Source organism: Paenibacillus sp. GCM10027629 (assembly GCF_042676425.1).
In the GTDB taxonomy this organism is placed as follows: domain Bacteria; phylum Bacillota; class Bacilli; order Paenibacillales; family Paenibacillaceae; genus Paenibacillus_K; species Paenibacillus_K terrigena.
In genome coordinates, this window is the sequence record NZ_JBHTGZ010000009.1 from 208245 (window position 1) to 225635 (window position 17391).

General features: G+C 41.4%; 20 protein-coding genes. 19 read left to right on the forward strand and 1 reads right to left on the reverse strand.

The window, feature by feature from the left end; all coding sequences use genetic code 11:
• Positions 1-82 precede the first annotated feature (82 nt).
• Both ACFQZR_RS10185 and ACFQZR_RS10190 read left to right on the forward strand, forming a co-directional pair.
• On the forward strand, positions 83-397 hold the full coding sequence (locus ACFQZR_RS10185) for a hypothetical protein (protein WP_379345428.1): 315 nt from the start codon (positions 83-85) through the stop codon (positions 395-397).
• Positions 398-883: 486 nt separating this feature from the next.
• Positions 884-1723 (forward strand): VOC family protein, encoded by an 840-nt coding sequence (locus ACFQZR_RS10190; RefSeq protein WP_379345430.1) that lies wholly within the window; start codon positions 884-886, stop codon positions 1721-1723.
• A 180-nt stretch (positions 1724-1903) separates the two neighbouring features.
• Here the strand turns inward: ACFQZR_RS10190 and cdaS are convergent, their stop codons facing one another.
• Complete coding sequence (gene cdaS / locus ACFQZR_RS10195) at positions 1904-2524, reverse strand: sporulation-specific diadenylate cyclase CdaS (protein ID WP_379345432.1); 621 nt, start codon at positions 2522-2524, stop codon at positions 1904-1906.
• A gap of 254 nt (positions 2525-2778) precedes the next feature.
• On the opposite strand from cdaS, the gene ACFQZR_RS10200 reads away from it, so the two are divergent.
• From ACFQZR_RS10200 to ACFQZR_RS10280, 17 genes are all read left to right on the forward strand, one after another.
• The gene (locus ACFQZR_RS10200) at positions 2779-3111 is read left to right on the forward strand and encodes a winged helix-turn-helix transcriptional regulator (protein ID WP_055747654.1); all 333 of its coding nucleotides are present in this window, start codon (positions 2779-2781) and stop codon (positions 3109-3111) included.
• A 237-nt stretch (positions 3112-3348) separates the two neighbouring features.
• Positions 3349-4077, forward strand: a complete 729-nt coding sequence (locus ACFQZR_RS10205) for an NAD(P)-dependent oxidoreductase (protein WP_379348794.1) — start codon at positions 3349-3351, stop codon at positions 4075-4077.
• 13 nt (positions 4078-4090) lie between these two features.
• Entirely contained in the window at positions 4091-4552 is a 462-nt protein-coding gene (locus ACFQZR_RS10210; RefSeq protein ID WP_379345436.1) for a DUF2269 family protein, read from the forward strand.
• Positions 4553-4925: 373 nt separating this feature from the next.
• Positions 4926-5531 (forward strand): TetR/AcrR family transcriptional regulator, encoded by a 606-nt coding sequence (locus ACFQZR_RS10215; RefSeq protein ID WP_379345438.1) that lies wholly within the window; start codon positions 4926-4928, stop codon positions 5529-5531.
• Positions 5531-6295 carry a glycosyltransferase gene (locus ACFQZR_RS10220; protein ID WP_379345440.1) on the forward strand — a complete coding sequence of 255 codons (765 nt, stop codon included), beginning with the start codon at positions 5531-5533 and terminating at the stop codon, positions 6293-6295. Before ACFQZR_RS10215 ends, ACFQZR_RS10220 begins: the two co-directional genes overlap by 1 nt.
• 457 nt (positions 6296-6752) lie before the next feature.
• Positions 6753-7781 (forward strand): hypothetical protein, encoded by a 1029-nt coding sequence (locus tag ACFQZR_RS10225; RefSeq protein WP_379345442.1) that lies wholly within the window; start codon positions 6753-6755, stop codon positions 7779-7781.
• Positions 7782-7821: 40 nt separating this feature from the next.
• Positions 7822-8205 (forward strand): VOC family protein, encoded by a 384-nt coding sequence (locus ACFQZR_RS10230; protein WP_379345444.1) that lies wholly within the window; start codon positions 7822-7824, stop codon positions 8203-8205.
• Positions 8206-8363: 158 nt separating this feature from the next.
• Entirely contained in the window at positions 8364-8669 is a 306-nt protein-coding gene (locus tag ACFQZR_RS10235; RefSeq protein WP_379345446.1) for a hypothetical protein, read from the forward strand.
• 220 nt (positions 8670-8889) lie between these two features.
• Positions 8890-9159 (forward strand): hypothetical protein, encoded by a 270-nt coding sequence (locus ACFQZR_RS10240; RefSeq protein ID WP_379345448.1) that lies wholly within the window; start codon positions 8890-8892, stop codon positions 9157-9159.
• Between the two features lie 543 nt (positions 9160-9702).
• Positions 9703-10317 carry a histidine phosphatase family protein gene (locus ACFQZR_RS10245; protein ID WP_379345450.1) on the forward strand — a complete coding sequence of 205 codons (615 nt, stop codon included), beginning with the start codon at positions 9703-9705 and terminating at the stop codon, positions 10315-10317.
• 165 nt (positions 10318-10482) lie between these two features.
• The gene (locus ACFQZR_RS10250; protein ID WP_379345452.1) at positions 10483-10938 is read left to right on the forward strand and encodes a hypothetical protein; all 456 of its coding nucleotides are present in this window, start codon (positions 10483-10485) and stop codon (positions 10936-10938) included.
• 170 nt (positions 10939-11108) lie between these two features.
• The gene (locus ACFQZR_RS10255) at positions 11109-11396 is read left to right on the forward strand and encodes a MazG nucleotide pyrophosphohydrolase domain-containing protein (protein ID WP_379345454.1); all 288 of its coding nucleotides are present in this window, start codon (positions 11109-11111) and stop codon (positions 11394-11396) included.
• Positions 11397-11603: 207 nt separating this feature from the next.
• Entirely contained in the window at positions 11604-12458 is an 855-nt protein-coding gene (locus ACFQZR_RS10260) for a MerR family transcriptional regulator (protein WP_379345456.1), read from the forward strand.
• 249 nt (positions 12459-12707) lie between these two features.
• A complete protein-coding gene (locus ACFQZR_RS10265; protein ID WP_379345458.1) occupies positions 12708-13352 on the forward strand; it encodes a CPBP family intramembrane glutamic endopeptidase in 645 nt (214 codons plus the stop codon).
• A 544-nt stretch (positions 13353-13896) separates the two neighbouring features.
• On the forward strand, positions 13897-14907 hold the full coding sequence (locus tag ACFQZR_RS10270) for a sialidase family protein (protein WP_379345460.1): 1011 nt from the start codon (positions 13897-13899) through the stop codon (positions 14905-14907).
• Between the two features lie 166 nt (positions 14908-15073).
• The gene (locus tag ACFQZR_RS10275; RefSeq protein ID WP_379345462.1) at positions 15074-15754 is read left to right on the forward strand and encodes a response regulator transcription factor; all 681 of its coding nucleotides are present in this window, start codon (positions 15074-15076) and stop codon (positions 15752-15754) included.
• Positions 15747-17075 (forward strand): sensor histidine kinase, encoded by a 1329-nt coding sequence (locus ACFQZR_RS10280; protein WP_379345464.1) that lies wholly within the window; start codon positions 15747-15749, stop codon positions 17073-17075. Before ACFQZR_RS10275 ends, ACFQZR_RS10280 begins: the two co-directional genes overlap by 8 nt.
• Positions 17076-17391 lie beyond the last annotated feature (316 nt).

Consider the following 17391-nt stretch of genomic DNA (forward strand, 5'->3'; position numbering starts at 1 on the left):
GGAACTCCTACAAAGCCGTGGAAAGCTGCAGACTTCGCCAAAGTACCGAATGTAACCCGAGGAGTACAGGAGGATAACAGAAATGTTAACAAAAGTAAAAACCAAAAAAAATGGCCTGAAACGCAAGGTCAAAGTGCTGCGCAAAATCAGAAAAGTAAGCCGCCAATTGGTAAAAAAACGTAGAGTAGTTAAAGGAAAAAAACGTGTACTTAAACGCGGACTCCGCAAAATTGTGCGTAAAAAACGCCAAAAGACTTCGAAGCCTCTTGTGATGCCTCAAGACGGGCATTCGAAGGAATTTAACCAAGAATATGATCTTGCGTATAATGAAGGATTTAATGCCGGGTTTGAGCAAGGTTTCGAGGATGGTCATAAAAACTCCTACAGCAACAATTAAACTAAAATCATTCTCTACTATAGAGAGGTATCTTCCGTTTGACGAGGTACCTCTCTTTCTGCTGCCTCCCGAAATGCGAATAAGAGTCTTTGAGAGGGACTGCTTCCATGTGGCGGCGAAGGGGGATAAGGAAGAGCTAATACCCTTCCAAGCAACACTCTACCTATGGGACTTTGAGCGCCGCGAACGCTTGGAGTTCTTTTCCTTTTTTGCTTCTTCCGGTGGGCATTACCTAGAGTTGCGAGCGAAGAGAGAGAATTTAGGTAATGCAGGATAAGGCGCGTAGTCGCTCTACTCTACAAATCCCCGGCAAAGCCAGGGAACAGTGGTAAACCTTAGAGAACTTTAGACTACGAAATAAGAAAAAATCCCAAACCTCTTTTTTAGCAGGATAGTTTATCAATATATTTTTCATTATCGCAGGAAAATAATGGTGAGCATTGAATTCTTACTTGTACTAAAAAAAGAGGAAAGAAGGTTTGCCCGATGGAGGTTACGCAGCAGCCAGCTACGGTTACATCTGTCCCTAAATTGGCATATGACGGCGGACAAATCGATGTAATTTGGGACAATCATGAAATGGCTGTCCAATGGTATGAAAAACATATGGGATTTACCCGCAAGCAAGTAATGAATGGGAAAAATGAAAAATTATCTACAGCGGAAATTATGACAGAGTTGCGAGCTGGTTTATGGCTCAAATCTGTACTGACGGACAGAAGAGTTAATCATTTTTTCGCCGAACGTGGCACGGTTAACCCAAACGTTCGTTGGTGTTATGCTACGCGTGACGTAGAAGCCGAGCATGCTTATTTCCAAAAAGAAGGCATACGTACTTCTGACATTTATTACACAGCCGATGGTAAGGGTCACTTTGATTTTTGGGGATTCGAAGGTACCCGCTTAACCGCAGCAGAAAGCCAAGATATTCAAGACGGTTCACGCTTTGGCGGAAGTTGGGTTCGTATTGGAGTAAGAAATCTTCAAGAGGCTAGAACGTGGTATGAAAAATATTTAGGGATGGTATTATTGGAGGATTACTCTACAAAAGGGTCCCTAAAAATGGGGTTATCTTTGGAACATCATCCCGATGCACATTCCGTTTGGTGGCTTGACCAACTTTCAGAAGACGCACCGGATAATGGACCAGTAGATGGACCTTGCCGCCCTTATTGTGTCACTCATGATGGAGAGGCTTTTTCTCAATATTTTCAATATCTACGAGATAACGGTATCTGTACTTCTGACTACATTACTGGTGGTTTTTTTGCATTTTTTCACTTTTATGACCCAGACGGCAACCGATTTAATGTATATAAATATTAACTGAATCGTAAACGACCAGAGTGTGACAAAAACCTCTGATAGACCTTTGCACTAAAGGAGAACTATAGTTTAAAAAATATAAATACGCGGCTGCCGATATGGATCGGTAGCCGCGTTGTGCTAATGGACAGAAAACTTCCAATATCTATATAATCATGCGTCCCTTTTTAACGATGGATATCACGCGTTTCCCATATTGATCGGATGGAGTGCTCCCCTGATGGCAAATGAAGCCTGACCGGTCTCCTCAGACACAACAATGACGATAGCATCGCAACGTTCGGTCAGGCCGATCGCCGCTCGATGCCTTGTGCCCAGTTTCTGATCTGTTGCTTGAATATTAGACAGAGGCAGGACATTTGCAGCAGATATAACAACGTCGGAGCGAATCAAGACAGCGCCGTCATGCAGCGGATTTCCCGGATAAAATATCGATTCGATTAAGGCATGTGTTATCATCCCTCCGATAGGTACATTGGGACGAATGAGCGCTTCAAGCGGATCGTTGCGCTCCACGACAATTAACGCGCCATGCTTGCGTTCGGATAAATGCCGCACACAAGTCGTCAAATCTTCGTATTTGGATGTATAAGGGGATAAATAGCATTTTAAATAAAACGAAGCTGCTGTCGTTACGATATCAGTCATCACCTTGCGCATCGTTTCGAATTCTTGGATGAGACACATGTTTTCATTGCTTAGCCGCATCATATTTTGCTCGGCCAGTGTTGAAATTTCTTTCAATTGTTGCTCCAATTGTTGCTTCAATGGGGAGGTGTTGCAAGTATTAGGGTCACTCATGTCATAACCTCGATTCGAAAAGATGAAAATCATGTTCTATCGTTTCCCAATAGACCAACAATTATCCAACTCCAAGCTCGCAGATGGTGCCTCAGAGGATGGAGCCATCGGCTACGCGTGGAATAAAGACTTCCTGCTGACATCTGTTCGAATTAGTTGTATTTGGTTGACCGGATTGAAAACATGATGTAAAATTTTGTTAATTGTATGCTTTAAGTAATGAACTTACTTAAAGGTAAGGGGATGATTTATCAATGATTCATCAGCTTGAATGTCCAGTGGAGACAATCATTCATGTTCTAGGTGGCAAATGGAAACCAATGATTTTATGGCATTTGATACAATCCAATAAGCGATTCAACGATCTGGAAAAGCTTATACCTGATGTTTCTCAAAAAATGCTTTCACAACATTTACGGGACTTGGAACGAGAGGGGATAATCGATAGAACGGTCTACCCCACCGTCCCTCCAAAAGTAGAATATTCCCTTAGTGAATATGGCAAAACATTGATTCCTGTAGCAGAAGTCATGTGTGCTTGGGGAGAAAACCATAATAAGCGGAAATATGAAGAACCTGCTTCTTAAAGATGGTTCAATTAATTTGTACACTAATTCAATCACTCATAACAAAAGCTGCCACGGGATTTGACCTGGCGGCTTTTTCTCATTTAAGTCAGCATTCCTATCCCTTTCTACTTATGCTTACTTTTAAGTAAGTACCCTACATTAAAGTGGGTTCTTATCAAGATTTTGAAACGATGGTACGCTTGAGTCAATCCAAAGATGAAATATCGGGAGCAATTATAAAAGGAGGAAAAAATGATGAAAATTATTGTTTTCGGAGCAACTGGAAATACAGGGAGAAGAGCGCTGGAGCAAGGGGGTAAAATGGGACATGAAATGACAGCATTCGTGCGAAACTCTGAGAAGTTTTATGAACAGCAAGGCGAGCGTTCCGCAAAACATGTGAAGGTAATCGTGGACGATATCATAAACCCAGTAAGCGTCGGCGAGGCGCTCTCGCATCAAGACGCCGCTATTATTGCTGCAGGCCATGCAGGTCAAGGAGATGAGTTCATTCGTCTCGTTGATAACATTGTAAGCCAATGTGAAGTCCACCCAAGTTTTTCTGGGAGGGTATGGGTAATGGGAGGTGCCGGCCTGCTGGATATTCCATATACTGATCTCATTGGCAACAATCTACCCGGCTTCCCACCCGCGTATAAAGATCACAACCGGAATTTTGAACGACTGCTGCAGTCTGAGCTCGATTGGTCAATTATGTGTCCGGGAACTATGATTGATTCGATAGAGCCTCCGGCGTCGGTTCATCTAAATGTGACAACGGAAACCTTACCCATATCAATTCCGAAGACGATTAAGGAATTTTCCGAGGCTGATATAGCCGGTTACTTGTTCAGCCGGATTCAAGAGCTGGATGTTGCTTATGATGATGTCGTGAAATGCATGCTGGACCATATCGAGCTCGGAGGGCCTTTTAAGAGGAAAAGGGTCGGTCTCGCCTATCAAAGCGATATTCCGGTGCGCTAAGAGCAAGAAGGAGATGATCAGTTTGTTTGGATGGCTCCTCGTTTTGCATATATTGGCTTCTATCGCGGTAATCGGTCCCGCTTTCGTGGTACCCGTCATTCGAAGGTCCGCTAGAACCGTCGACCAGTTGCGCTTTGCTTTTGATGTAACGAACAAGCTTGCCATCCTGCCTAAAATTGGCGGTGCCGTACTTATTATTACTGGGGTTTGGCTAATGATCATAACCCAGATGGGGTTGTCCCAAATGTGGCTAAATATATCGATCCTTTTATCGCTGCTCATGGTCGCCACGATCGACGGATTGATCGGGCCGCGCATTAAAAAGATCATGCAGATTGCATCTATAAGTCAAGGCAAAGGGGATGTAGTACCTGCCGAGCTCGGTCGATTGATGAAAAAGATCGAACCAATCGAGACGGCGTCACAGCTGCTGATGATTGCCATAACCGTGCTAATGGTCCTTAAGCCATTCTAAAGAAGCCGTCAAGCCTTTTAACAATCGGCCCGTGATTCATGTTGTTTTGAAACAAGGGGATTGATTATGGAAGCAATACGTTCAGTCAAAGCGCTCATGGGCTGGAAGAGAGATTGCCACGGTTAAGGCTCTATAGTTCGCACAAGAGGTTACGCTAACGGGACACTATAGAGCTATAAAAACAGCAGCAGCCTAGGACTTTAATTCCAGGGCTGCTGCTGTTGCTGCGTCTTCGTCATACATGATTGTTTTGGGTCTTGACTGAGAATTTTCCTCCTTAGTCACTGAAAATTCACTGGAAATATTTCCGATATTTGGTTACGATTAAAACATACCGACTACGCGGTATGTTTTAAAGGAGATGTGAGTATTCTTGAGTCGAAGAGCATACGATGCTGAGCAAACAAGAGCGAATATTATCATGACAGCACGAGAGTTATTTGCGAATAAAGGGTATACCGCGACATCGATTGATGATATTTGCTCTGCGACAGGGTACAGCAAGGGAAGCTTGTATTACCATTTTAAGAGTAAGGAGGATCTCTTCATCCAATTGGCTGAAGGAGCGTTCCAACATTCCTGGGAGACTTGGGATGCACGGTCGGCAACTTATGAGACGTCGATCGATAAACTTTACGCTTACGCCGATTACTTCGCAGACACGCTCGAAAAGCCCCTGAATAAAGCAGGGGAAGATTTTATGGCCAAGGTCGGCATGGAATCAGAAGTTGGACAGAAGTTCTTGGTGATCATTATGGAATACGTTGCTAGATTTGAGACATTGGTAGCAGAAGGTGTGGCACGCGAAGAATTCAAGCATGAGAATCCTAAAGAGCTGGCATTCATCCTCATGAGCTATTATTCAGGGCTCAGTGACAGCCATCGCTTGATGGACAAGGCGGCAATGAAGCAATTGTACCGAAATGCAACAAGGCTGATACTCGAAGGTATTATCAATCCAAATCATGAGGTGAAGTGATGATGGGGAAATACGTATTCGTCGGAGAACAAGAAGAAGCAAGTGTGAAATTCAGTATTGTCATTCCTGCGCATAACGAGGAAAAATATATTGGACGCTGCCTAGAATCGATCGCCGAAGCGGCGGTACCTTATTTAGGTCAGGTCGAAGTGATTGTTGTGCTGAATCGTTGTCAGGATGGTACTGAGCGGATTGCAAGAGATTACAACTGTGTGATTGTCCGGAATGATATGAAAAATCTATCGCAAATTCGCAACGCAGGAGCGAATAAGGCTCGGGGTAACATCCTTGTGACGATAGATGCGGATAGTCGGGTGACAACGAATATGTTATCGGAGATTGATCGTCATCTTCAGATGGGATCGTATATTGGTGGGGGGGTTAGCGGCAAATTCGAGCGTGTCTCTCTAGGGATTATCGTATCGACGATAATGTTGATTATTCCCATGTTATTCATATATGGTGCTATCTCTGTCGGCATCTTCTGGTGTTATAAGAAAGATTTCGATGCGATTGGCGGATTTAATGATCAGATGTTGATGTCAGAGGATGCTGATTTTGCTTTGCGGTTAAAAAAATGGGGAATACAAAACGGTAAGAAGTACGGCACGATCAAAAAAGCGCAGATGATTACCTCTTGCCGTAAATTCGATCAAGGTGGCGATTGGATTCTAGTGAGACGTCCGCAATTGATCATGGCGTATCTGAAAGGGACAGATCGTAAATATGCTGATGAAGCATATTATGAGGATCAAATCCGATAGAACCAAGTATCCCTAATACTAAATGCCTCCCATCTATTGTTCGTCTGTAAAATCCGAGCACGTATTACAGGGACATCGAAAGGAAAGGAATCGGTTCTCAGCTAGCCAGCATGTGAAAAGTGTACAGATTTCCAAAAAAGTGCCAAGAATATGATACGATTATCGTTTTTGTTGTTACTGTTATTAAATCGAACTTATCAATGGACGACAAGGACGATTTTTCAAATGCAATCATTTATAGCATCACAATAATGTATTTCATTATCCCTATATAATCCTAAATTAGATATGTAGCCATTAATCTAACGGGACACGATAGTTCAATAAAACAAAAAGGCAGCCGATCGGCTGCCTTCTGTTGTTGAAGTAACAGGCAGGATAGTTTAACGATTGTCGTTAAACAGGAATTTCGCTTTAATATGGAGAATATTTCCTTTAATAAGATGGAGGTGTTCTCATGCTGGAGCGTATTCAAGTAAAATTAGACAATTACGGATTCTCAGGTCTAGACTCATCCCAAATCGGTGCAGTTAAATCAGTTGCAGATTATTATCAAATGTCCTTAACGCCAACGGAGATTCTTGGTTTTACGGGGCTCGCGTTTCTCAACGTATTCGATGAAAACTTTGTCCAGCCAAACGCTGGACCACCTGAACCAGATATTTTCCGACTTGTTCGCAATTTAGGTATTCATATTGAAGGAATACACCAATATGCTGATGGTGCTGCATTTATTAAACTTCAAGCGGATGCATGGGACAAAGCCAAAGCTGCAATCGATTCGAAGAAACCTGTATTTTCTAAAAATATTGCTCAAGAAAACCAGACCTCAGTAATAACCGCTTTCGACGATATCGGCTATTACATCGATTCATGGCATACAGGGTATGAAAACGGGCAAGATGTCATCCCATGGAACTTATTGGGATTATCTCGATGTCCTTGTGTGAACTGCGTGAACGACCGTAAAGTTTCTGAATCTAAAGAAGCAACGAGTGGATTGATTTCTCTGCATTGGGCTACGCCTATCCCTGCTAATGACAAGATGAATTCCATGAAAGAGGCCTTACAATTCGTCCTTAGCCTAAATGAAAAGGAGACATATGAGGAGTTTGGCAAAAGGTATTTTGTGGGTCTAAAGGCTTTTGAAGAATGGATAAACGCAATAGAAAGCAATAGAGTTCTAAAATATGATTTTGCCCTTGTTATTGAAGTAGTTAGCGAGGCTAGGCACCATGCCAATCTTTTCTTGACGGAGTTAAAACAAATATTTGATGGAAAATCACATCACTTGTTTGATGAAGCGATTAGTACATACGGAAATATAGCTACAAAAACCAAGGTATTAAAAGACAAATTTCCTTATGAGCAGCCGCGGGAATCATTTAACGAAGTAAATCGGCAAGACGTAGTTACCATTCTAAGGGATATATTGTTGTTAGAGAGAAAAGGTTTGTCTTGCTTAAGAGAGATATGCTTCTTATAAACTGAGTCACTTTTGCCTTTAAATTAAAGGAGATGATGTGATGAGTATTGTAAAAGAAATTAATTGCATTTACATCCCTACAACCGATACAGAAGAATCGGCCCAATGGTATGTGCATAATTTAGGTTTGGAGTTAATGAGACCCGTTCATGAAAATCAGGCTCAGCTTCGTATCCCTTTGGGACAATCCATTTTTTTGATTAAGACTCCTGAGCAGACAAATCTAAACTACATTCAAATAGGTGGAACGGAACAATGTGCACTTACCTTGGAAGTCAATGATTTTCACGGACTCTACAGCCAAATGAAAAACAACGGAGCTAAGGTATCGGAGATTGAAGATAATGGGGGCTGTGGTCTTAATTTTTATGCCTATGACCCAGATGGAAATAAAATCGATATTTGGGGTGGCTGGCCCAAGTAAATTGTCATTCAGATAACGGAGAACTATAGCTTAATAAAATAACAAAAACGCGGCTGCCGGCATGGATCGGCAGCCGCGTTGAGCTAACAGGCAGGATAATGTAGTGAACTAGTGAAATATGATACATTAAGTTTAAAATTAAATTAGGAGGTCTTTTTGTGGGTTTTGACGTCTTACTCTTTGACAATAGGAATAGACTCATTTTGATTCATGAAATTGATGAAAACTTACATAAAGACATATTTGCACCTTATAAACTCTGGGCGAGTTATTTATTTCTTAGAAAGTTAAGTGACTATTATTGTACAAATGAGGAATTCAGTGGAAAGGCAATGGATGGCTTGAAAAACGACTTGATTAACTATAAGCCCCTGATGGATGTCAAATACCAAACCACACTCCAACTGTTGTTGGATGCTATTTCAGATAACAATGTGCGGAAAATCCGAATTAATGGTGATTAGCACTCAACTAACGGGACACGATAGCTTAATAAAAAAACGCGGCTGCCGGCATGGATCGGCAGCCGCGTTGTGCTAACGGGCAGGATAGTTCAATCGTTTCTCGAATACCCTACATATGGAATTATTTACGAAGTACGTGAATAAGACGTTAGGTGAAAAATGTTACTAAAGCAGCTAAACAACTAATGATGAAAAGATAATTTTAAGGGGGAAGAAAGTCGTGAATAATAAATGTAAATTAAAATGGGCTGATTTAAGCGATCCAGTTAAAACGATAATAGAACACATTGATACTAATTGTTGTGATGAAGATTTCCAAGTTGGAACTAAGTTGAATATACCGTATTTTAAAGGGAGATTCACTCAAGAAATGGCAGATGCAATTCTCGAATATCAATTTTCAACTGAAAATTTAAACGAAAATTGTTATTCTGCCGAACTGCAAGATGGTGTATTGATGATAAAGTTCGTTAAGAGTTCAGAGATCTAATAAAACAACAATTTCATTGGAGGTTACAAATGATGTTGTAACTAACCTCATTACTGCGAATCCACTCCCATCAAAGGAGTGGTTATCTTTTGATCAGGCTTCTATTTAATTGCGCTGACCACTAATAGTTATATCTATAAGTGAAATACTCTCCATTGTCCTTTTTATGTACTATTGTCTTGTAGTTCACATCCGCATTTTTTTCTTTCAATGAACAATCCATACTGTTCTCACTGACATTCATTTGAAAGATGTAATCAGACAGCTGACCCACGAAACAATCGGTTATATCACGGTGAACCGTAACATAGAGGACAGGAGAGTTCATTACGCTAACGGGACACGATAGCTTATTAAATAACTAAAACGCGGCTGCCAGCATGATCGGCAGCCGCGTTGTGCTAATGGGCAGGATAGTTTAACTTGAACTAAATTTTACATTGTTCGTATTTCCTATAAGGTGTAATCTGGAAATAACTACAATACGAATTGTACATAATCGTTGAAGATAATGGCAGTAATCTCTAGCAGGAGGTTCGATAAATGGGCACAACGACTTTCTTTCTTGTTAGGCATGCTTTAAAAGAAAAGGCAATTGGAGATGTTCCAATAACCCCTTGGGGTATATTACAAGCACAATCGACAGCTAGACGTTTTTGCAATTTGCCGATAGCAGTCATACTTTCAAGCCCACTTCTAAGAGCAAAAGAAACCGCTGATCATATAGGATTAGAGACGAAATCAACAATTAATGTAGATGCCCGTTTACGAGAACGAGCTAATTGGGGAGACTTGCAAGGACAAACTTTTGATGAGTTTGTTGCGATGTGGGAGAGATGTACACGTGAGCCTGAATATATACCACCCGTTGGTGATTCTGCAAAGCAAGCAGGGCAACGCCTATCCTCTTTATTATCAGAATTAGCAATGCAACACCCGTCTCAAAGTAATATTGTGATAGTTACTCATGGAGGTTTAATAACTGACTTTCTGGTTCATACATTCCCTAAAAACGAACTTGATGCTTGTCATTCTAATTTCATCTCCGTACAAAGCGAGTTGATTCCTGAGTGTTCAATAACAACGCTTAATTATGAAAACGGAAAGTATAAAATAGAAGACTTTGCATCAGTTGAACATTTAAAATCATTAAGCTAACGGGACACGATAGCTCAAAAATCACCAGAAGAAGCTGCCGGCATAAGACCAGCAGCTTTTGTTGCGCTAACGGGCAGATTAGTTTAACAAATACTAAAATAAATCTCCTCTTCGAAACCATAAATGGTAAGATTAAGTAAATAATTCGAAAGGAGATTAGTTGAAATGATTTATCCTAAAATTGTATTGATGGCAGTATTGTTATTACTGGCAGGATGCTCAGCAGAAAAAACTATTCCCGAGAACAAGGATTGGAAAGTTAGCCATCTGTATAAATCAGGTGCCTATACGATGATTGGACAAGAAGGAAAATTAGGGTTTATTTATGATGATGGTGAAGCAGTCCGTTTTTACCCGAATAAAAAACAAAAATATATGTGGCACTTTTGGGGAAAACCTGAAGAACTACAAGGTTCATTAAAAGTAATGGGTATTAGCAAAGAAACAGGAGATAAAATCACTGTAATTGAAGCCTTAGCATTAGGTGGACCTAATAATGGAGCTGACGGACACACTCCTTCACAAATGTCATTACCTTCACCTGGTCTTTGGAGATTAGATGCTTATATCGGTGAAAAACTTTTTGACAGTATTACGGTTCAAGTACACGATCAAAAATGAAGAATATCGTTATGCTAACGAGGAACTATAGATTAACAATCACCAGGACGAGGCTACCAGTATGAAACGGCAGCCTCGTTAAGCTAAAGGGCAGGAAAAAATTCAGAAGGAGATTGCTTAGTAAACCAAGAAATATATGTTAACAATCAATTTTATCAGGGGGGAAATAGGTGTCTGATTTAACACTGAAGCAATTGCAATCAATACTTAAAGAAAAGGATTATAAGCCTGAACTTAAGCAGGCATACTTTCTGAAATTGATCGAGGAAATAGGCGAATTAGCTGAGGTTTTAAGGAAAGATAAGCGGCTAACTGATCAGAGCACGATAAAAGGAACCATTGAAGAAGAACTGTACGATGTACTCTACTATGTTACTTGCTTAGCTAATGTGTACGATATTGATTTAGAGAATTGTCATCAATTAAAAGAAGCGATTAATAAAGAAAAATACAATTAAGGGATTACGCTAACGGGACACGATAGATTAACGACTACAAAGAAACGGCAGCCGCGAAAGGTTGCCGTTTTCACTACTAATGGGGGTAAACGAGCAATTTTTAGAAAATGTAGCGACAGAGCGGCCAGCGATTCGTCGCGATAATATATGAAAATGACGACTTGACTTCGACGTTAACGTCAATGATTAAATAAGCGTGTAATCATCATGTGCGTCGCATCTGCTGCGGGCTTTTATCCAACATCGAGTTCCGAACATTGCACGAGTGAAAGGAGTCGAAGATCTATCTACACAATCGGAGACATCATTAACAAAGTCAATATCAGTAGAAGAACATTGCATTATTATGACCGGATCGACCTGTTGAAGCCGGCCATCGTCAAGGATAACGGCTACCGCTACTACGACGATGAAGCCTTAATCAAGCTACAAACCATTCTTTCCTTGAAGTCGATGGATTACCCGCTAGATCAGATTAAAGCGTTGTTTGACGCGCAGCCACCGAGTACAGGAAAGGACGATCCATGGGTCTTACTGTTGCAATTGCAGATCGATTACGCTGCTCAAAAAATCGAGGAATTGAAACGAAAACAGTTTATATTGCGGGGCGTGCTGCAGACCATTCAAATGTCGGGACAACGCAATGATACGTATGTCCTTGAACTGTTCCAGAAAATACAGAGCCCCGACTTCGTCAACGGCGAGATTCCGGCCACGTTCCCTGCACATCTGTTCAAGGAGGAAGAAATTGAAGTTCTTAAGCGACTCCCGCTTATCGGTAGTGACGACCCGCGGATACATCATGCGCTGAAACTTATTCAGGAGACTCGGCGGTGCATGGCCTCTCCGTGGAACCCGTCCGCCGTTCGGACTCTAGCCGGAAAGTGGAGGGATTGCTTTTCCGGATGGTTCGAAGGAAACGCCGGGCTGATGGACAAATACTTCGCTTTGGTTACTCCCACAGGTTCGATGAAACCCGTCGTCTTCGGATTGGATGAGGCTTTAATCCGGTACGTAGATCGAATCATGGAGCAGTTCGACCGGGATGAGAGGAAAGGGTGATTATGATGCGTACACCGCAACCGCTCTGGGCCCGGTCAGTCGGAGTCATCGGTCTCGCCGTTATTTTTACGGCCGCATTGTGGCTGTTATGGAGCGGTAATTTAGAGATTCGATATACGGCGGATCACGAACGAACCATGCCTGTCTGGCATCAATGGATCCCAGCTCTGGTTTGTATTTTGCTTATTCGCCTTTTTCCCTGGCCCCCTGCCGCCTACACCCCCCCTTCAAGGTTTGCAGCAGCGTACCTTGGCAATCCAAGCTTGGATCCTGATAGCGTGCGCGGCATTATTCACTGTCGGCGTGATTCTGGTCAACAATCAAAATGAATTTCAAATATGGTATATCGGCCTCAAACTCGGACTTCTCCTACTCCTGCCGCTGGTCATGCTGCGAAGAATGTCTGCATCACTACAACCTTGGCGCTCCGTTATCGCCAGGCCGCCTTCGTTGTCTCCGTGGCGTTGGTTCGGTCCGCTCTTCGTCGTGTGCGTCTGGTTGTATATAAGTTATGGTTCTCCCTACGGCCTTCCCTACGTACCGACCGGGTTTGATCCGGCCGCGTTGGCGCTTGCCGTCCTGTTCGGCTTTCTCATTAATAGTTTGCTGGAAGAAGTGTTTTATCGGGTTTGGCTGCAAACCCGTCTGGAACAATTACTGGGCAGGTGGCCTGCGATCGCCCTCACATCCGTATTGTGGGCGAGCTGGCATCTGGCAATCCAAAGCATAGGGCAGTGGAACGTCGATTTAGCGACCGTATTGTCCAACCAGGGAATCACAGGTCTATTCCTCGGTTATCTATGGGCAAAGTATCGCAACGTCTGGGCAATCGTCATTATTCATGGAGTTATGAATGCTCCACCTCAGATGCTTATGGAAATTTTCGGCTTTTGAACTAACGGGACACGATAGCTTAATAAAAAAACGCGGCTGCCGGCATGGATCGGCAGCCGCGTTGCGCTAACGGGCAGTTTAGTGTAGTAAGACGAAACAATTCTGATCTACTTAGCGTCTAAGTTACGAGTTGATTTGATGGTATTTTTTTACATTTTTCTATTGGTTATTTTGATAGCGAGCTGTTCACAATCTAATCCTAGGTCTCCTATATCCAAAGTAGCTCCCAAGTTAAAAATGGAATCTGTTGATTATATCAATGTTAATTCCGAGTTAAAGCAAATGTATAAGAAAGGTCATCAAAGATAAGGGAATACGAAAACGCAAGGTATGATGCAAAATAGCTTGATGATGTAATGAATGAATGCAGGATCGATTTTAATAGTGAATTAATGCTGGGAGAAAAGACTGTCTGAGGGCAGTCTTTTTATATAGGGATCAAATTTAAAACTCTTTTTCATGATTAAAGGTTGGTTAAAGCTATAGCAGGTATGATAAGTCCTGTAAGATAGATTCTTACGAAAAATAAAGGAGGTAATCGAGTATGAAAGAAAAAGTCAAATCATTTTTAGGTACAACAAAGAAAGGAGTTGTTTTTACTGCAGCAGTCGCAGTCCTTGTTGTCGGTGCTGGAGCTGGAGCAGTATATGCTGCAAGTAATCCATCTAAATTTGTAGAAGTAGCGCAAAACCAAGATGGTTCATTCCGTTACACAAAAGATAACGGGAAAACTTGGAAGGACGGTCTTCCTGAAGAAGCAAAGACAACGAAAAACGCAGATGGCTCGCAATCGGTTTCTATAGCAGACCCTAATTACTCTGAATCTGATTTCGGACCAGGAGTTTCGATTCGAACCGATGCGAATGGAAAAAATGAAGAATACTCTACGGATGGCGGGAAAACTTGGTCCAGTAAAGCACCAGAAGGTGTACAATTCCAAGAGCTAGATGGTAAAAAATCTGCATCTAATGTATTGCAAATCAAACAAAAGGATAATGGCACATTCCAGTTCTCAACAGACGGAGGGAAAACGTGGAAGGACGGTCTTCCTAAAGAAGCAAAGACAACGAAAAACGCAGATGGATCGCAATCGGTTTCTATAGCAGATCCTAATTACTCCAAAGGTGACTTCGGACCAGGAGTTTCGATTCGATCCGATGCGAATGGAAAAAATGAAGAATACTCCACGGATGGCGGGAAAACTTGGTCCAATAAAGCACCAGCAGGTGTACAATTCCAAGAGCTAGATGGTAAACAATTTTCATCTCATGTACAATTGCAAATAAAGCAAAAGGATGATGGTTCATTCCAGTTCTCAACAGATGGAGGTAAAACGTGGAAGAATGGTCTCCCTGAAGTAACAAAGACAGCGAAAAACGCAGATGGATCGCAATCGGTTTCTACTGCAGATCCTAATTACTCCAAAGATGATTTCGGACCAGGAGTTTCGATTCGAACCGATGCGAATGGGAAAAATGAAGAATACTCCACGGATGGCGGGAAAACATGGTCCAAAAAAGCACCAGCAGGTGTACAATTCCAAGAGCTAAAATAAAATGATGTAAATAGAGAACGGTTTTCCAAGAGATATAAAGGCAAAGAAAACATTGGGAAGACTCTATCACCACACTTCTGCTAGAAGTGTGGTGATAGAGTCTTATGAATAAATTGTTAAATATCGTATTATATATTCAAAATAAACCAATTGAATGAGGCTATCTATGAGAGTGTTAATCGTTGAAGATGAAATCTTAATTGGAGAAGCAATTGCCCAAGTTCTCAAGAAGAATCACTATAGTGTTGACCTAGCAATAGATGGATCGTACGGGTTAGACTGTGGGCTAACGGATATCTATGATATTATTATCCTCGATATTATGCTTCCAGAATTAGATGGTATTCAAGTTTTAAAAGAATTGCGCCAAAATGGCATCCAAACACCTGTTATTTTATTAACTGCAAAAGGTGATATTGAAGATAAAATACGCGGATTAGATAGTGGGGCTGATGATTATTTAGCCAAGCCATTTCACACCAACGAATTACTTGCTCGCTTAAGAGCATTAACACGTAGAAAGGCAGAACTGATTCCCGATGGCATTCTATCGTTTGAAGATTTGGAGCTGGATACAAATCAGTTGCTACTTCGTTGCCACGACCATAATACGAAACTCACTTTGAAGGAAGCACAGCTCTTAGAACTCTTTATCCATCGCAAAAACACAGTTACCTCTAAAGAAATCATCATTGAAAAACTTTGGGGTTATAACTCTGATGCAGACGATAGCCATGTTGAAGTACAAGTTTCATTCTTAAGGAAAAAATTGAAACAACTACCATCCGTTGTCATGATTGATACGATACGAGGAGCAGGCTATATTTTAAAAAAGAAAGATGGATAAGACAATGTTCAATAAACTTCGCAATAAATTTCTCATCATCAATATGTCTATTACATCGCTACTGATGATTGTTGCTTTTTCACTCATCTATTGGATAACTTACAACAATATTCAAACGGAAAACCAAAACAAATTGAATATACAAGGAACTCAATCGGTCATTAGAGAAACAAGTCATGGTCCTGTTACAGAAATTCAAGGTACCACATCCATAACGGATCTTAACTCCAAGCCGTCATCGTCATTCTTTAGTATCAGAGTGGATTCAAACGGCAATTTGTTAGATAGAAATATCGGTAGCCCATCCCAAATTAATATGATTCAAAAAGCGACTCAAATGGCTTGGAAGAATAGAGAGAATGGGTCCTTCACATTAGAGGGGAAACAATGGATGTATACCGTCATCTTGCCTCCCACCACACATGTTGTTGATCAAAAGGGCGAAACACGAATTCTGCAGGAATACTACTATACAATAAATTTATTAGATATCACAGAATCTCATAAAACGCTAATTAATCTTCTAACAACATTAATAAGTATCGGATTAGTCATGCTGGTCGTGATTTTTTTGGTTAGTCGTTACTTTGCAAATCGTGCTATTGTGCCTATCGCAGAGGCTTGGGCTAGACAAAAACAATTTGTTGCAGATGCTTCGCATGAGTTAAAAACACCACTAATGATTATGAAAGCCAACTATGATGTACTCATGGCAAATGAGACTGAGACGATCGAGAGTCAGCACAAATGGTTAAGTTATATGAAAACAGGAACGGATCGAATGGCGAAATTGGTTAACGATATGTTGACTTTAACAAGAATGGATGAAGCAAACATCGAGTTATGCAAGAGGGAATTCAATCTCAGCCAAGCTATACGAACGGTGACGGAGTCGATGGATGGGATACTGAATGATAAAGGAATCACATTATTGCGTGACATCGAACCGAGTATTGTCATAGAAAGTGATGAAGAAAGAATCAAGCAGCTTGTTACGATTCTATTCGACAATGCGGTTAAATATACGAATAGTGGTGGCCAGATCGAACTTACTCTATCCAAAACCAAAAAACAGGTCAAATTTGTTATTAAAAATAGCGGCAAAGGAATTCTACAAGCCGATTTACCTAAAGTGTTTGATCGTTTTTATCGCGGCGATCCTTCAAGAGCGACAAAGACAGAAGGACATGGACTGGGACTATCCATTGCGAAATCAATTGTTCATTTGCTTGATGGCAGCATTCATGTGACAAGTGTAGAAAATGAATGGACATCATTCACTTTCACACTTAACCATCTAACGAGGATTACTCCTCGCTAGATGGAATCACGCCGTATCGTTCCTGAGCCTTCGTTGACGCTTCTAACATTCGCTTTTTCAAATAATCTCCTTCAATAACCTGAACTCGCTTTCCGAGAAACCGGATCTTGAAGAGCAGGTACTCGTAATCATATCCAAGTTAACATACTATGACTCGATAAGTGTCATGCTTAGATTCGTATGCAATATCTTTCTCGAAGCTGGAGAGGGCGTAGAGGATTTGGGATAGTTCCCCGTTAGCGTAAAGAACTCCTCTATCTCACTAGTCACACGGCTGCCGCTAGCGCAGGATGGGTTGGCTCTCAATAGTCAGTAC

Bases quoted from the DNA above. Each gene is read 5' to 3' on its own strand.
- ACFQZR_RS10185 (WP_379345428.1), top strand. From the start codon at position 83: ATGTTAACAAAAGTAAAAACCAAAAAAAATGGCCTGAAACGCAAGGTC.
- ACFQZR_RS10190 (WP_379345430.1), top strand. From the start codon at position 884: ATGGAGGTTACGCAGCAGCCAGCTACGGTTACATCTGTCCCTAAATTG.
- cdaS (WP_379345432.1), bottom strand. From the start codon at position 2,524: ATGAGTGACCCTAATACTTGCAACACCTCCCCATTGAAGCAACAATTG.
- ACFQZR_RS10200 (WP_055747654.1), top strand. From the start codon at position 2,779: ATGATTCATCAGCTTGAATGTCCAGTGGAGACAATCATTCATGTTCTA.
- ACFQZR_RS10205 (WP_379348794.1), top strand. From the start codon at position 3,349: ATGAAAATTATTGTTTTCGGAGCAACTGGAAATACAGGGAGAAGAGCG.
- ACFQZR_RS10210 (WP_379345436.1), top strand. From the start codon at position 4,091: ATGATCAGTTTGTTTGGATGGCTCCTCGTTTTGCATATATTGGCTTCT.
- ACFQZR_RS10220 (WP_379345440.1), top strand. From the start codon at position 5,531: ATGATGGGGAAATACGTATTCGTCGGAGAACAAGAAGAAGCAAGTGTG.
- ACFQZR_RS10225 (WP_379345442.1), top strand. From the start codon at position 6,753: ATGCTGGAGCGTATTCAAGTAAAATTAGACAATTACGGATTCTCAGGT.
- ACFQZR_RS10230 (WP_379345444.1), top strand. From the start codon at position 7,822: ATGAGTATTGTAAAAGAAATTAATTGCATTTACATCCCTACAACCGAT.
- ACFQZR_RS10245 (WP_379345450.1), top strand. From the start codon at position 9,703: ATGGGCACAACGACTTTCTTTCTTGTTAGGCATGCTTTAAAAGAAAAG.
- ACFQZR_RS10250 (WP_379345452.1), top strand. From the start codon at position 10,483: ATGATTTATCCTAAAATTGTATTGATGGCAGTATTGTTATTACTGGCA.
- ACFQZR_RS10260 (WP_379345456.1), top strand. From the start codon at position 11,604: ATGTGCGTCGCATCTGCTGCGGGCTTTTATCCAACATCGAGTTCCGAA.
- ACFQZR_RS10270 (WP_379345460.1), top strand. From the start codon at position 13,897: ATGAAAGAAAAAGTCAAATCATTTTTAGGTACAACAAAGAAAGGAGTT.
- ACFQZR_RS10275 (WP_379345462.1), top strand. From the start codon at position 15,074: ATGAGAGTGTTAATCGTTGAAGATGAAATCTTAATTGGAGAAGCAATT.
- ACFQZR_RS10280 (WP_379345464.1), top strand. From the start codon at position 15,747: ATGGATAAGACAATGTTCAATAAACTTCGCAATAAATTTCTCATCATC.